Raw genomic sequence first — 15386 nt, 5'->3', positions numbered from 1 at the left:
CCTCTTCTGTTACGGCCTGTAAGGCAATATGTAGTGGTCAACCTTTTTTGGCCACGGTTTTATACGCAAGCCAGAATCTTCTCTCTGACTCATTTGGTGTCAGGCCACCATTATATTGATGCGGCCTGATCTGGCTGTAATATCCAACGATATAGTTAGTGATTGATGCTTTAGCTTCACTAAAGCAAGTGTAACCCGATGATGGCACCCATTCGGTTTTTAAGCTTCTAAAGAACCGTTCCATAGGTGCGTTATCCCAACAATTACCTCGTCGACTTAAGCTCTGCTTTATTTGGTAGCGCCAAAGTAGTTGACGGTATTGTCGGCTCGTATAGTGACAACCTTGATCACTATGAAACATGAGTCCTTTAGGCTTCCCTCTCGATTCAAATGCCATCGATAACGCTTTTCTTGTTAAGTTCGTGTCGGGTGAAAACGACATCGCCCAACCTATCGCCTTTCGAGCAAACAAGTCGATAACCACAGCCAAATAGGCCCATCGATTGCCATTCCAAATATAGGTGACATCTCCACACCACACTTGATTTGGCTCAGTCACTTGGAACTGACGAGCCAGGTAGTTTGGTATTTCAATATGTTCTCGGTCAGCTTTTTTATAGGCATGCTTAGGAAGTTGGCAACTTACTAAGCCAAGTTGCTTCATGAACTTACCCGCTCGATAACGACTTAAAGTTGTACCTTTAGCTGTTACTATCTCAGCAATGCTTCTAGCGCCCGCAGAGCCGTTACTCGCTCTATGAGCTTCCCGAACCAGACTTTGTAGTTTTACCTTCTCTGGTGAGACAGCCTTTGGACGACTGCGCCAATACTTATAGCTACTGCGGTGAAGCCCGAACACTTCACAAACTCGTTTTACCGTATGGCTCTGCTTGAGCTTCTCGACTAACGAGAACTGTTCAGGGAGTCCGACATCAAGAGAGCTGTAGCCTTTTTTAGGATGGTATTGTGCTCCTCAAGACGATCGATTTTTTTCTTTAGCTCACGAATTTCAATCTGCTCTGGTGTCATAGGAGTGGCTTTAGGAGAGAAGCCCATACGCTCTTGCTTTAGCTGTCGAACCCACTTTTCCATGCCTGACTTGCTCACGCCCATGGCTTTCGCTGCCTCAGTTACAGAATAGTTTTGGTCAACTACTAGTTGTGCTGCCTCAAGTCGAAACTCAGGGCTATATGTAGGTCTAGATTTCTTTGTCATTGTGTCACCTGTTTAAATACAGAAGTGATGATATCACCTCTAATCAGGTGGCCAAATTTAGTGTGCCACTACAATACTGAAGCCATCGAAGGGCCTTCGCTTCGGCTTGTATAAATCAAAACCTACTGCTAGAAAGAACTGAGAAAATCAGAAAAATAATGCAGGGGAAAACCCAAAGCGCCGACTCTATGCTTCAATGTGTTGGCGGGTTAACTTTTTTCCCTTCGGCAGCATTAAGCAGCTTTCTAACATGGCTCTTAGCCACGCATCAAACTGAAACAGGGTTTGTTTGGCTTGGTGACTTGGTTGTGCGTTCAGTACCATGGCGACTGCTTTTACCCAAGCCAGAGGAATATCATACAGCGCCGCAAAATCCGGTACCTCTTCACAGAGGTGCTGAAAATCGAATTGAATTAAAGGTATCGCGTCCAACACGTCATTAAAATCGCACTCTTTCAGCCACATAAAGTACACAAGATGCCAATTACCTTGCAAACTAAACACCAATGCTGAATTAAACCAAAACTGCCAAGCGTTGCAAATCCCGCCTTAAAGCGTTTGTTGTTATATTTGTAACTCATTGACTAAAAAGTTGTTCTACCGTTTTCATTGGTAAAAACATACGAATACGCCTATTTTGTTCACACAATACTTCAAAACCAAACTTTGTATAAAACGCTTGTGCCGAATCAGTGAGACAATCAACAACAATAGCGTAAGCTCTCATATGGTTATTAACTTCCCATAGGTATTTCAAAGCGCGAATTAAGCTGATTTTTCCTAAACCTGAACCATGAAACTCTTTATGTACTGCTAGCTGCGCTAAAAGAAAAACAGGAATTGGATATCTCGGGAGCTTCTTTGCTAACTGCTCTGGTAAGGTTTCGCGACTAATTAAACTTGGCGCAACGCTATAAAATGCACATATGGCATGCTTCTGATTAAGCAAAGGTTGAGCGCTAGGTAAAACCATTGTCCGACTAATCCCTGCTTGCATATGTTTAGCTGCTTGAGTTTTTATAAACAGATTAAGCTCTTGCTCACCGCAATCAAATGAATTGCGATCATGCTTTGATTTACTGAGTTCTACAAACTCTTTACTCCAACTCACTTAATACCACTCTCATCTGTATATTTAGATGCTTCAAGTAAAGCTTGGTTTGGTGCTTTAGCTTTGTCACACGCAACCATAAATTCATCAAAAACACTGTCTTTAACAACAATACTTTCATGTTCTTCGATTACATGAGTTGCATCTTCATCCATAAGTCTAACAACGTATTCCGTTAGACTTTTTAGACCGAGTAAAGCCGATGCTTTTTCTGCTTTTGCTTTGATTTCTTCATCAAGGCGAATGTCTATACGTGCTGTTGCCATAATACCTCCTGCGTACGGACTAATTCCGTAATAAAACCGATTATAGTCGACTTGTTAAGCACATTCAATTTGTACGGACAGCTTACGGATTGAGAAAGAATAAACAAAGCTTTTTATGGGCAACAAACGGCATTCACTAAGCAATTAGGTTAAAAGCTCATGGGGAATCGCGCTCGCCGAACCCGCTACCACCTCTCGTCGCGTTACCATCGCGTGAGTTCATCTGATACCAGTCAGAGGCTAATTGAGTTGTATAAGAATAATCGCTTTACCCTAGAAGAGTTCAAACCGGCTGCAAATGAGGCGTTACAGTTTACCGCTACAGAGGATAGTTTGCGCGGAAATATTGAACACGTTACCACTCGACTTGAATCTGCTTAATTTTTTTGCACTGACTATCTATGAAAAATTTACAATTGGAGTTTGAATCTCTAGTTAAATCCCCTAACAAGCCAACGGCAGGTAAAAGCCTGAAGTCTGTTGCGCTTTGGTACGGTAATTTTGTCCCGGATGTAGCTAGCTTTGTCGGTGCTGACGCTTCACAAGCAGGCTATTGATAAGCGGCTTTTTTTAAATGGTTTAGATGAAATCGCGGGTGAGTTCACCCATGTATCAAAGAAAATAAGCTCGGGCTTGAGATGATTGACTTACAGGTTGAGAGATACAAGCCTTTGCTGACGCGCTCGATATGCACCGAGCAAAGGAGGTAACAACGTCCACTTTATCCAAAGAGGTCGTTGAGTTCACGTCACTGATTGAGAAGCGCATCGTTTTGATAAACGGTAAGCTGTTAACTGATTAGTGTTAGCACATAACTGGGCTGACATCTGCAGGCACACTCAATGTAGAAGAGGCCTGTTTCAGCACGAATGTCTGAGTGACATCTTCAACTCGTGACTCAAAAGTGGTGACTTCGCGCTTAACGTGAACAAATTTATTACTGGTTCCCTGAAGCCTAATGTCACTGCGTCTAGCGTAAAAAGTTTGGATATAAATTTGATACTGGCGGCAAAACGCAACCGCAGATAACCCGCTTTGTTCCTGACGCTCAAAAAGAGCCAGCCAGGTGTAGGATAGGAAAAAAGTTTCATACTAATTGCTACTATCAAGTCAGAATCAAGCTACAACTGAGTATTAAAGTATCATACTCGTTGTAACTCACTTTTTGGACAAAAATCATTCAGAGCAGAAGCCTAGATTGTGTTTATCCCAAAACAACTCCCCATTGTCACCAGAACCTAAATCAACCTAAGCCGTTCTCTTTCCTCTATAACGGTTGCCAAAGACGTTTGCAGTTCCAAGATAAATTTGACAGGACTATTGTCCAGTTTACAGCTACTTACAAACAATGTATGTATCTAATTATCGATACACCTACATTTTTATGTATTACAAATCGGATGCATTATCGTGCCTCGCGTATCATAAATTAGATACACTAATGTGTATTATGTATAAATAATAAGATACAATTTGATTAGGGTGTATTTAATTAGAGAGACGTAACTATGAAAAAATCCGGTGTCCATGCGGTGGCACTCAAACAAGTCAAAGCGAAAGTCAGCGCTTTACTGGGTTTATCTGTGCCTAAACCACCGAAAAATGGTTGGGTGCGCAGTATTCGTGAATCCTTGGGGATGTCGGGCGCGCAATTAGGTGAACGCCTTAATCTCTCTCGTAATCAAGTCTCCATAATGGAGCGTAAAGAAGCCGATGAAACCATCACGCTCAGGCAACTTAAACAGCTGGCGAGCGGACTCGATGCCGAACTGGTTTATGCGATTGTTCCGCGTCAATCGATTGATGACATGATAGAAGCGCGGGCAATGGAGCTGGCCAAGCAACGTTTGGCCATGAGCCACCAATCGATGTTTTTGGAAGCGCAGCAACTAACCCCAGAACAACAACATCAAGCGCTGGTTCAGTTAGCCAATGAAATTAAAACGGGCAGTACCCGAGATTTGTGGAAAGTCAGTTTGCAGGAGAAATACCAATGAGTCTGTTTGTTGAACCAGAGGGCTCAACAGAGCTGAATGCCGTTGATGTCGCCGGGCTGAAGTTTGGTCACATCACAACTCGCGAAGAGCTTAATGAGCTAGAAAATGCCAACATACTTCAAGGGCTGAGTTGGTTAGCCACCAAACCTAAAGCCAGCATGGATGATATTCTTTCTCTAGCTTTTGTGGAAGAACTACATCAACGTTTGTTTGGTGATGTGTGGGAATGGGCCGGCAGCTACCGTCACCGAGAGTTGAACATTGGTGTCGATCCTCTGAATATCCGGCCAAATTTACACAACTTACTGGAAGACATCAAATGCTGGATTGAGTTTGAACACTATGACAGCTTAGAGCTCTCGGCACGGATACAGCACAGGCTAGTAAAAATACACCCTTTTCCCAACGGCAACGGACGTCACTCACGCGTAATGACGGACTACATACGCATGGTACTACTCAAACAAAAGCCTTTGATTTGGTCCAATACAGATTTGGATAAACAAAGTCAGGAGCGGGGCGAGTACATAGCAAGCTTACGCCACGCTGATAAAGGCGATTATGCGCCTTTAATTCAATATCTACAGGCGAAAGGGAATACACAGGCAGCAACTGTTTAGACACACCGCGGGTGATGGGATATAAGCGCGTGCCAGTGCCGCCGGCTAACACAATACCTTTCATTTTATCCTTCTTGATTAAATGCAATCAGCCAACGCTGATAAGGATCCGTAAACTTGACCCTTTTTGCACTAAATACATCACTCTTGTACGGCCAATAATTCTTGGCGTGTTTTTTTAGCCAATGGACGGTATCACTGTACTCCTCATGGTGTTCATCGGCCAATATTGCCACTAATTGCTGATGGCCCGTATGACCGCCACAATCTTCGGGCGGACAAGCCATTTCACCTGCAACGCATTGAGGGTACTCTAAATCCGAAGGAGCCAAAAACATGCCCACAAAGGTGATTTCATGATGCCAGCCATCACCGAAGTCGTATACGTAATCTATGGTGTTTCCCAAAGCGGTAAAGTATTTTTTGATGGAAAACTCCCAACCGGCAACAGTGCTCTCATCATACTCTGACTCAGGAAGTCCAATTCTCATTCCCTTTGTTGGACCAGACTTACGTGGAGAGAATTCATGTAAATGATAGTCAAGCCACCCCATCGCATCTTGAATGGCAATGTGCAGCTCCCAAAAATTGTAATGATCTGGAACGTCAATCTCGCGCCAAATTTCCGGCTCACTCCCCGTCAATGAAACTCTAAACCGAAAAATCTTTTGATACATAGTTGTCACTGCTGCTCCTGAATTACAAACTCAACTTAATTATGCGAAAACGGCAAAAACGTTCGGGTCACTGTGATTTTGCAAAAATTCGGAGGCCGTTCAAAATTCGGTGTCAGGCTAAGTTTAAATCTCTAGCACGCTGTCTAAACGTCCTTCAAAATAAATCGCTAATTGAGATAAACAAAGGCTCCAACTGTGAATGGGCATTGTCCATTTATTCGATGCGTTCAATATGCCAGTATAAAGTAGCTTCAACAAGCTATTTTCATTAGGAAAAGCGCCTTTGGTTTTGGTTAATTTCCTAAATTGACGATGCACTGCTTCCACCGCATTGGTGGTGTAAATCACTTTTCTGATGTGCTCAGGATACTTAAAGTAGTGCGATAAATTTTGCCACTTTCGGCGCCATGAGTTGATAACTAATGGGTAAGCATCCCCCCATTTAACCTCCAGCTCATCTAATGCTAACTCCGCAGCTTCGGTAATCCCCCCGAAAAAAACCTACTCATAATGAGTTGTTTTTTTTGATTAAGAAGAGCTATCTAGAGTAATTCACTCACAAGCGCTTTAAATTCGGTGCCGAGTTTTTTATCACGTAGTCCATACGACACAAATGCCTTCATATAACCCAATTTATCACCACAATCATGTGATTCACCGGTCATATGGAATGCTTCAACGGTATCTTGCTCAATGAGCATATCAATAGCATCTGTTAGCTGTATTTCATCGCCAGCACCCGCAGGGGTTCTAGCGAGTAGTTCCCAAATTTTTTCTGACAGTACATAACGACCTACAACAGCAAGATTAGACGGAGCCTCATCAACTGCAGGCTTTTCTACCATAGCCTTAATCGTAGCGGACTCACCCGCAGCGATAGCCGAACCGTTGCAATCGGCGATGCCATACTTATTCACTTCGTTTTCAGGCACTGGCGCAACCATAATTTGGCTGGCTAATGTGGCTTTATAACGCGCTATCATCGCAGCCAGGTTTTCAGTTTTTTGGTCAGCACTATACTCATCCAAAATCACATCAGGGAGAACCACTGCAAACGGGTTGTTACCAATACAAGGTTTAGCACATAACACCGCATGACCAAGGCCTTTAGCCTCACCTTGACGCACATGCATAATGGTCACATCTTTAGGGCAAATAGATTGTACTTCATCAAGTAATTGACGTTTAACACGCTTCTCTAGCGTTGATTCTAGTTCGTAAGAAGTATCAAAATGGTTTTCGATAGCATTTTTACTGGCATGAGTAACCAGCACAACCTCTTTAACACCTGCTGCCACACATTCATTGACGATATATTGAATAAGCGGCTTATCAACAAGCGGCAACATCTCTTTAGGAATGGCATTAGTAGCAGGCAGGCATACGAGTGCCAAGGCCAGCAACGGGGATAACAACTTTCATAGAAAATAAATCTCATAAAAGAAAGCTCCACCCGAAGGAAGAGCTAATTAAGGAAGAAAAGAATTATGAAACGAAAGGAATCACTTTATTGTCTGGTATAGAGCTAGTTTGATTATTGCTATTACGTTGCTGCCAAACTAAGTCGCAGATACCATCGGTAGGATTAAAACCAGTAGGAGTACTGAGCAAAATATCTCGAATCACTTCATGCTGAAACTCATGGCATGCGTTATCCAATCGATTGAGAATAATTTCGAGTTCACTCCATGATAAATAAGATTCATTAGCCGTCATGATGCGTTCGTGCTCAGTGCCTGTTACATCATCACCGATAAGCAACTCTTCGTATAACTTCTCACCAGGGCGTAACCCACTAAATTCGATAGCGATATCGCCATCAGGATGTTGTTCATCCTTAATTTCATAACCGCTCAAGCGAATCATTTTAGTAGCAAGGTCAACAATTTTAACTGATTTGCCCATATCAAGTACAAACACATCACCGCCTTTACCCATGGCCCCTGCTTGAATAACCAACTGAGAAGCCTCTGGTATCGTCATAAAGAAACGAGTGATCTCGGGATGAGTAACAGTGACAGGGCCACCATTCGCAATCTGCTTACGAAATAGTGGCACAACAGATCCAGATGAACCTAGTACATTGCCAAAGCGCACCATACAAAAGCGAGTTTGCTCAGTCTCTTTAGATAATGCCTGAAGTGCTAACTCTGCCATCCGCTTAGTCGTACCCATCACATTGGTTGGACGGACCGCCTTATCGGTTGAAATGAGAACAAAGGTTTCAACCTTAGCGGCAACAGCAGCTCGAGCGGTATAGAGCGTACCAAAGACGTTGTTGCGCACACCTTCAACAACGTTATGCTCGACGAGAGGCACATGCTTATAAGCTGCAGCGTGATAAACGGTCTGCACGCCGAAAGCTTCCATCACGGCTTGCACGCGATTTTCGCGTTGAACAGAGCCCATGATAGGGTAAATCTCAACATCTAAACCAAGCTCTTTTGCGGTAAGACTCAGTTCACGCTCTATTGAATATAAACCAAACTCAGACAATTCAAATAAAACCAGCTTTTTAGGTGATTGCTTTAATATTTGACGACAAAGCTCTGAGCCTATAGAGCCGCCAGCACCTGTCACCATAACCACTTTGTCAAGAATGTTAGCCGCTAACAGATCATCTCGAGGTGTTACTGAATCTCGCCCCAGTAAATCATCAATTTCAACTTCTTTTATATCGCTATATAGCTTGTTACCACTGACTAAGTCTGCCATTGCAGGCACAGTCAGCACTTGCATCGCCAGAGGTTCTAATTGGGTTAAAATAGTCTGACGACGAGAACGAGGTGCACTTGGCATCGCAAGTAATATTTTAGTTGCGGACTTTTGTTTAACTAACTTACGTATGATTGAAGGGGAATGAACATGAACCCCTTGGATCACGCTACCATGCAAATGCTCATCATCATCAACAAACGCAAAAGGATAATATTCGTGACTTTGAACAAGAGAAGACAGCAACTGCCGACCACTCACTCCGGCGCCGTAAATAATAACAGGCTCACCGACACGCTTCATACCGACACCAACCATCGAGCGTACCAAAGCACGAGCACCACCGATAAAAACTAATGCAAATGAGGCATATATGATAGGTACGGTTCGAGGTAATTGAGCGTGAGTAAAATAGGCTGCAATGACTAACCATAAAGTAGAAATAAGCACCCCACCTAATATGGCGGTCATTGCCTGCAGCCCCATATAGCGAAGCACTGCTCTATATAGTCCTAAGCGCATAAAGACAAAAATACTAACGGGCACCACTAATGCGATTAATAACCAATAAGTACTATCACCAAAAACAGCTAACTCATCCACTCTAACGAATAACGCAGCCCAGAAAGCGACAACTAAAAATAAAGAATCAATAGCAACACTGACTACCCGTTTTTCCGTACGCTTTAACCGGAAAACACATTGCAAAAACTCCATTTTTCGCTCCAAATCAATAAAATTCATAGTGTATTACAACTTAAAATACGGACTAGAATACCGAAAACAGCCTAGGATACTATTTTAGCACAAGTCGCTTTAATCGATTAACCTTAAACACAACGCGAATAGCTACACGCAAGCCAAGCAAAAAAGTCATTATACGTAGTCAATACTCACTCACTTTGCGATCAATCATCAAAATAGCAATGAGACAACTTTTTCACTGTATTTGTTAAATTGAGACACACTGAACACACACTACCATAATCAGATTAAACACTTAGCAAGTGAGTACTAATAGATAGCACTATTTTACCGCATCACCACTACCACTACCTGTCACTGTCATCAATATATACTTGAAATAGTTTTTGATATTTAAGGTGTCGATCATCTGCTTATCAATCTCAGCTAATAACTTAGGTGTCGACATATCGATGTTTTGTACTTGGGCTAAGCCCGTTATGCCAGGTAATACATCATATACACCTAGTGCATCTCGCTCTCTAATTAACTCTTCTTGATTAAACAAGTTAGGCCGTGGTCCAACTAAACTCATTTCTCCTTTAACCACATTAATCAACTGTGGCAACTCATCAATTTTTGTCTTACGTAGGAAAGCACCAAGCTTAGTAATTGAAGCATTGCTAGCAAGATGGCTAGCAACTGACTTAGTTTCGACAGACATTGTGCGAAACTTAATGAGTTTAAACGGCTTTTGCTTTCTACCCACTCGCGTCTGCACAAAAATTGGTGAGCCAGTATCGAACATTCCAACAATAGTGACGATTAGTAACACAGGCCAAAGTAACAGCAGGCCAAAAAAGGCTGCGAAAAAGTCAATAAAACGAATCATATAAATACTCTATTTATTTTTATTAAGGAGAAAAGCTTCTGCAGTTTCTTTGAAACCGTCTTCTAGCGTTTGTGGAGGAACCCAGCCTAATGTATCTTTAGTATGTGATATATCGACCTGTAAAGATCCTATAAGCCTATCAACTACATCGGACTTACCAGTTAACTTACCAACTAAGCGATAGCACCATAAAGGTACCGGCAGTAATCTGCTCGATTTTCCAAATGAATGAGCCATATGCTTTACCATCGAGGCAGTAGATACATCATGATCATCAGAAACCAGAAATACTTGATTAACAGCCTTTGGGTGGTCGATACAGGTTACAATAAGGTCGACAAGGTTTGTTACAGAAACCAAACTACGTTTGTTATCAGCAATACAACCAAATGGTAACGGTAAACCTTTAGAGGTTAGTTTTAATAACGAGGCGAAATTAGCCTTAACCCCAGGACCATAAACCAATGTTGGTCGTATAATAACGACTTCTAGCCCCGTTGCTTTAGCTAGTTCCAACAACTGCTCTTCCGCTTCTGATTTAGACTGCCCGTAGAAGTCCTCTGGATTTCTATCATCATTTGAACAAAAAGGTTGACCGTTCAAAGTTGATTCGCCGTTAACTTTTATTGTGCTAATGAAGATAAAACGCTTAACACCTCCTTCAACAGCTTGGCGCGCAAGATTAATGGTTCCAGCGGTATTTACTTCACGATAACTGCTTAATGGATCATCAGACTTATCGTTCATGATGTGAACTCGAGCGGCGCAATGAACTATTACAGACACACCCTCTAAACAATCGCCGAATTTCTCATGAGTATCCAATTGTTTACAATAAACATTACCATGTACAGATGTTGCGTCTTGTCGACCAATCAAAACGAGAGAGCCTTTAGGGAAATGTGGTAGTAAGGCATTTCCAACAAAACCTGTATAACCTGTAATTAAAAGTTTTTGCTCAAGCACACTTCACCTCAAAAGTTCTTCATAAATTGATAAATGTACATTTATGACACTTTTTATATCGAACTCTTCCTCTGCAAGTTTCCTACCTGCAGCACCAAGCTGTTTACGAAGTTGGTCATTTTCACAGAGAGTTGAAACTGCTGCAGCCAAGGATTTTGCATCTTTTGCAGGAACCAGTATCCCCGTAACACCTGGAGTGATTGCATCCCTGCATCCTGGGACATCAGTAGTAATCACAGCACGGCCGCAAGCTGCAGCTTCAATGAGAGATTTTGGCAATCCCTCTCGATAACTTGGTAATACTGCTACATTTGCCTGACAGTAAATCTCTGCAGGATTGTGACTAAATCCCCAATATTCAACAACTCCTTCGTTAATCCAAATATTTAGAAGTGAACTGGAAACAGATTTAGGGTTTTCATCAGTACTACCAACCAATACAAAGCGGCATTTAACACCTTGATGTTTTAGTATTCTAGCAGCCTCAACAAACTCGACTACACCTTTATCAATCAACAGCCTCGCCATTAACATGACTACAGGAACACCTTCTGGCTCTGGCCAAAATGGGAATGACCCGAGGTCTACCCCAGAGCCTCTGATCATGACAACCTGTCCAGACGATATCGCATTAATATCTATCAATTGCCGCATGTCGTCTGGGTTTTGAAAGATGACTTTTGCATGATTACCTTTTAGTGCAAATCGATAAAGCAGAGATATTCCCGCCCTCATGAAAGTTGCTTTCAATCCAGTCGCAATAAAGATATATCCTAAACCTGATATTGATGCTACACGATTACGGACACCAAGTATTCTGCAAGCAATTCCACCATAGAGTACAGGCTTAATCGTTACTAAGTGCACTACATTAGGCTTGACTGACCTCAAGACTTTAAAAAAATTGATGACAGAAACAATCTCAGACATTAACTTCGTGCCGGAACGCGACAGGTCAAGCGGATGCAGATTAAAACCCAACTGTTGCAAAAAATCGTATCTATCGGTAAACGAGCAGGCAATGTGCACGTCATAACCTGCTTTTTGTGCAGCAAGCGCTATAGGCAGGCGATGGGAAATAAAAAACCAATCAACATTAACTATGAACAATAACTTCTTCATGGTTTATTTTTCTCATACCAAGCTTGAAACATCAAAATATTCCATAACAAATAAGACCAATTTCTTGTCCCACTTTGATGTTCAGCCCAAAGTTTCCCAACAACCTCTGGATAAAAGAAACCTTGAACTTTAATTTTTTCTTCATCTAACAACTCACTAGCCCACTCCTTAAGACCTGCCCTTAACCATTTAGCCAAGGGGATGCCGAAACCTTTTTTAGGTCTTTCAATAAGCTCTCGAGGCACATATTTAAATAGCACTTCTTTTAATGGCCATTTGGCCTGCTTATCAAAATATTTAATACTCAAAGGAACTTTAGCCGCAAACTCAACCAGAGTATGGTCTAATAATGGAACGCGAGTTTCTAATGAAACCCCCATTGCAGCCCTGTCAACTTTACAGAGAATATCGTCGGGCAAGTAAGAGTGATGATCAATTAAAGTCATTATTTCATTATTATCTAGCTCAACTCCTGCTAAACGATCTTTCATGTATTTGGGGTCAGAACCACCAATAACAATAGTTTCTGGATTTCTTGTATGCGCCATCAAATAATTAGCATAAAAACTTTCAAAGTCTCTACAACCTAAAGCATCGGCACCTTTATGAATCCGATCACCTATATTTTTCCCAATCGGTAATTTATCCCACATGGTGTTCGGAATAGCTTTAATCGTTGATGCAATAAGAGGACGCACAAAAAAAGGGAATAGACTTATTTTATTCCACATATCCAAGGTATTTTGATAACGACTGTATCCTGCAAACAACTCGTCGCCACCATCACCTGATAAACTAACGGTTACATGCTCTTTTGCCATTTTAGAGACTAAAAAAGTAGGGATTTGACTAGAGTCAGCAAAAGGCTCTGAATATAAATTTGCAAGTTCTGGGATCACAGCTAAAGCATCAGCTTCAGTTACATAATATTCAGTATGTTCTGTACCTAAATATTCAGCCACAGCTTTAGCGTGTTGTGCTTCGTTATAGCCATCTTCATAAAAACCAATAGAAAAGGTTTTAACTGGCTTGGAAGAACGTGATTGCATTAAAGCAACGATAGTTGATGAATCAACACCTCCAGACAAGAATGCTCCTAGTGGTACATCAGCCATCATTTGCCTTTCGACCGCATCACCTAACTGTAAAGCAAGGGCATCCACGATTTCTTCTTTGGTACCCTTGAATGGCAAATTAGCTCCAATTTGAACAACATCATTTACAGACCAATAAACTATTTTTTTAGGTATGTAAGAATCCTTATGGTAAACAAGCATGGTGCCAGGCATTAATTTTTCAATACCAGAATAGATAGAATAAGGTGCTGGAATATAACCTTGACGAATTAGTAAACTTAATGCAGTTCTATTTATATCAGCTGAAAAAGTTGGAAAATGCTTTAAAGAGGATAACTCAGATCCAAATAGCAAAACATCGTTTTGCCAGCCATAATACAGCGGTTTTTCACCTAAGCGATCACGAAGCAGGGTTAAAGACTTTTCTTTAGAATCCCAAATACTCATGGCAAACATACCAATTGTTTTAACAATTGTTGCTTTAATCCCCCACACGTCAAACCCTTTTAATAGCGTTTCTGTATCTGAATGGCCCTGCCAAAAGCAATTTACTTCTTGCTCGAGCTGCTTTCTAAGTTCTAAGTGATTATAAATTTCACCATTAAAAGCGATTACATACCGCTCAGTTGATGAAATCATAGGCTGATGACCAGCAGGAGACAAATCAACAATGGCTAAACGTCGATGGGAAAAACCAACCGTTTCGGATTCTGAAACCCAAACACCATCATCATCAGGTCCACGGTGACGAATCTCATCGGCCATCGCCGTCAATATTTCTGTTGAATTCTTAATTGGGTATTGGGGGGAAAAAAAACCTGCAAATCCACACATAATTAATAATCTTCTATAATTTGTTTATACAGCTTGTAATATTCTTGCCATGCATATTCGATTGAGAATTGAGAAACAATGAATTGCCGTGCACGTTCTGAAATATCAACTTTTTCCGCTGTGCTTTTATCGAGAAAAATGGATAATTTTTCAGTTAATTTTTTGATATCTGCAGCGGGTACAACCATATCATCATTATCAACTATAATTGCAGCATCACCAACATTAGTGACCAAAGCTGGCACACCCGAAGCCATTGCTTCAGCAACTACATTAGGAAAACCTTCACTTAATGATGGCAGACATAAAAGATCAAACCCAGGCATCACCTTTGAAATATCGGCTCTTTCCGCTAACAAAATTAAATTTCCTTTAATAATCGATGAAGCAAGCAATGCTTGTAATGGTAGTGCAGTTTCAATTTCACGACCTACTAAGACTAGTTTAATCGACCTGTGTTTACCCTCAATTAATAAGCGTTCAAATGCTTGTAATAAATACAGGTGCCCCTTAATGGGTGCGTATCGCCCGACCATTCCAATTACAAAATCATTCTCAGTAACCGATATTTCATTACGGAATTTAACTCTCGCCATATCATCAGGCCGAAATATCTCGATATCAATACCATTGCGAATAACCAACATATTTCGACTGTTATAGCCAACCGCAATATGTGACATCTTAGCTGCCTCTGCACAACAAACTACTCTTCCTGGCAAGTTTGACAAACTTGCAGAAAACAATGCAATGAACCCTGTTGCTCCCTTAGGTAGTTCAGTGCGTCGAATATTCCACACTAATTTTTTAGATAACCCAAGAGATATTGCAATCAATAGTCCAACAAAATTTGCATGATACATCCAACATTGGATTACCGTATCTTCATTGACTAATTTTTTTAAGAGACGACGTAATTTAAATAGCCCTAATAATGAAGAAAATATGCTATTAAAACCCATACTGTACACTGGAACAGCATTTTTTTTTAATCGCTGCATTAGAGCAGTTTCATCATTTTTTAAGGAAATAACTACATGCTCTACACCTAATTCTTTTGAATAGTTAATGAGCCGTTCAAGTTGAGATTCTGCACCACCTTGGGCAAGATTAGGAAAAACATGTATTATCTTCATTATCACCTATAAAACTCAGTGGATAGTTTGCATTTATTTAAAACCAAAACATCAATTACATTTAGCCTAACACTT

General features: G+C 41.2%; 14 protein-coding genes and 3 pseudogenes. 2 read left to right on the top strand and 15 right to left on the bottom strand.

Going from position 1 to position 15386, the window contains the following annotated elements; translation table 11 throughout:
- Positions 1-37 precede the first annotated feature (37 nt).
- The 5 genes from AC5YBX_RS05835 to tnpA all read right to left on the bottom strand — a co-directional run bounded on the left by AC5YBX_RS05835 (position 38) and on the right by tnpA (position 3654).
- A protein-coding gene (locus tag AC5YBX_RS05835) for an IS3 family transposase (protein ID WP_494524550.1) occupies positions 38-1215 on the bottom strand; the annotation gives its coding sequence in 2 pieces (ribosomal slippage) (positions 38-957 and positions 957-1215; 1179 coding nt in all).
- A gap of 186 nt (positions 1216-1401) precedes the next feature.
- Positions 1402-1710 carry a hypothetical protein gene (locus AC5YBX_RS05830; RefSeq protein ID WP_494524549.1) on the bottom strand — a complete coding sequence of 103 codons (309 nt, stop codon included), beginning with the start codon at positions 1708-1710 and terminating at the stop codon, positions 1402-1404.
- A gap of 82 nt (positions 1711-1792) precedes the next feature.
- Entirely contained in the window at positions 1793-2326 is a 534-nt protein-coding gene (locus AC5YBX_RS05825; RefSeq protein ID WP_494524548.1) for a GNAT family N-acetyltransferase, read from the bottom strand.
- Positions 2323-2592, bottom strand: coding sequence for a type II toxin-antitoxin system TacA family antitoxin (locus AC5YBX_RS05820; RefSeq protein ID WP_494524547.1), 270 nt, complete (start codon positions 2590-2592; stop codon positions 2323-2325). Before AC5YBX_RS05820 ends, AC5YBX_RS05825 begins: the two co-directional genes overlap by 4 nt.
- Before the next feature lie 804 nt (positions 2593-3396).
- Positions 3397-3654, bottom strand: coding sequence for an IS66 family insertion sequence element accessory protein TnpA (tnpA, locus tag AC5YBX_RS05815; RefSeq protein WP_494524802.1), 258 nt, complete (start codon positions 3652-3654; stop codon positions 3397-3399).
- 446 nt (positions 3655-4100) lie between these two features.
- On the opposite strand from tnpA, the gene AC5YBX_RS05810 reads away from it, so the two are divergent.
- Entirely contained in the window at positions 4101-4589 is a 489-nt protein-coding gene (locus AC5YBX_RS05810) for a mobile mystery protein A (RefSeq protein WP_494524546.1), read from the top strand.
- Complete coding sequence (locus AC5YBX_RS05805; RefSeq protein WP_494524545.1) at positions 4586-5209, top strand: mobile mystery protein B; 624 nt, start codon at positions 4586-4588, stop codon at positions 5207-5209. Before AC5YBX_RS05810 ends, AC5YBX_RS05805 begins: the two co-directional genes overlap by 4 nt.
- On the opposite strand, the pseudogene AC5YBX_RS05800 reads toward AC5YBX_RS05805, so the two are convergent.
- The 10 genes and pseudogenes from AC5YBX_RS05800 to AC5YBX_RS05755 form a co-directional block, all read right to left on the bottom strand.
- Positions 5187-5273 (bottom strand): annotated as a pseudogene (locus tag AC5YBX_RS05800) (sugar phosphate nucleotidyltransferase); the annotation flags it as partial. The gene AC5YBX_RS05805 and the pseudogene AC5YBX_RS05800 overlap by 23 nt on opposite strands.
- A gap of 1 nt (position 5274) precedes the next feature.
- Positions 5275-5886 carry a plasmid pRiA4b ORF-3 family protein gene (locus AC5YBX_RS05795; RefSeq protein ID WP_494524801.1) on the bottom strand — a complete coding sequence of 204 codons (612 nt, stop codon included), beginning with the start codon at positions 5884-5886 and terminating at the stop codon, positions 5275-5277.
- Positions 5887-6009: 123 nt separating this feature from the next.
- Positions 6010-6366 (bottom strand): annotated as a pseudogene (locus AC5YBX_RS05790) (transposase); the annotation flags it as partial.
- 62 nt (positions 6367-6428) lie between these two features.
- Positions 6429-7308 (bottom strand): annotated as a pseudogene (galU, locus tag AC5YBX_RS05785) (UTP--glucose-1-phosphate uridylyltransferase GalU).
- A gap of 63 nt (positions 7309-7371) precedes the next feature.
- Positions 7372-9318, bottom strand: coding sequence for a polysaccharide biosynthesis protein (locus AC5YBX_RS05780; RefSeq protein WP_494524800.1), 1947 nt, complete (start codon positions 9316-9318; stop codon positions 7372-7374).
- A gap of 310 nt (positions 9319-9628) precedes the next feature.
- Positions 9629-10177, bottom strand: a complete 549-nt coding sequence (locus AC5YBX_RS05775; RefSeq protein WP_494524544.1) for a sugar transferase — start codon at positions 10175-10177, stop codon at positions 9629-9631.
- 9 nt (positions 10178-10186) lie between these two features.
- Positions 10187-11143, bottom strand: a complete 957-nt coding sequence (locus AC5YBX_RS05770; RefSeq protein WP_494524543.1) for a UDP-glucose 4-epimerase family protein — start codon at positions 11141-11143, stop codon at positions 10187-10189.
- 3 nt (positions 11144-11146) lie between these two features.
- On the bottom strand, positions 11147-12265 hold the full coding sequence (locus AC5YBX_RS05765) for a glycosyltransferase family 4 protein (RefSeq protein ID WP_494524542.1): 1119 nt from the start codon (positions 12263-12265) through the stop codon (positions 11147-11149).
- Positions 12262-14175 (bottom strand): asparagine synthase (glutamine-hydrolyzing), encoded by a 1914-nt coding sequence (gene asnB, locus AC5YBX_RS05760; protein ID WP_494524541.1) that lies wholly within the window; start codon positions 14173-14175, stop codon positions 12262-12264. Before asnB ends, AC5YBX_RS05765 begins: the two co-directional genes overlap by 4 nt.
- A 2-nt stretch (positions 14176-14177) precedes the next feature.
- Positions 14178-15311 carry a glycosyltransferase gene (locus AC5YBX_RS05755; protein WP_494524540.1) on the bottom strand — a complete coding sequence of 378 codons (1134 nt, stop codon included), beginning with the start codon at positions 15309-15311 and terminating at the stop codon, positions 14178-14180.
- Between the last annotated feature and the right edge of the window lie 75 nt (positions 15312-15386).

The organism is Shewanella sp. 492 (assembly GCF_059338445.1).
The sequence above is the reverse complement of the archived record's forward strand: the minus strand, read 5'-3'. Positions and strand labels throughout refer to the sequence as shown.

Coding starts and splice junctions, on each gene's coding strand:
- AC5YBX_RS05820 (WP_494524547.1), bottom strand. CDS start 2,592: ATGGCAACAGCACGTATAGACATTCGCCTTGATGAAGAAATCAAAGCA.
- AC5YBX_RS05810 (WP_494524546.1), top strand. CDS start 4,101: ATGAAAAAATCCGGTGTCCATGCGGTGGCACTCAAACAAGTCAAAGCG.
- AC5YBX_RS05805 (WP_494524545.1), top strand. CDS start 4,586: ATGAGTCTGTTTGTTGAACCAGAGGGCTCAACAGAGCTGAATGCCGTT.
- AC5YBX_RS05795 (WP_494524801.1), bottom strand. CDS start 5,886: ATGTATCAAAAGATTTTTCGGTTTAGAGTTTCATTGACGGGGAGTGAG.
- AC5YBX_RS05780 (WP_494524800.1), bottom strand. CDS start 9,318: ATGGAGTTTTTGCAATGTGTTTTCCGGTTAAAGCGTACGGAAAAACGG.
- AC5YBX_RS05775 (WP_494524544.1), bottom strand. CDS start 10,177: ATGATTCGTTTTATTGACTTTTTCGCAGCCTTTTTTGGCCTGCTGTTA.
- AC5YBX_RS05765 (WP_494524542.1), bottom strand. CDS start 12,265: ATGAAGAAGTTATTGTTCATAGTTAATGTTGATTGGTTTTTTATTTCC.
- asnB (WP_494524541.1), bottom strand. CDS start 14,175: ATGTGTGGATTTGCAGGTTTTTTTTCCCCCCAATACCCAATTAAGAAT.
- AC5YBX_RS05755 (WP_494524540.1), bottom strand. CDS start 15,311: ATGAAGATAATACATGTTTTTCCTAATCTTGCCCAAGGTGGTGCAGAA.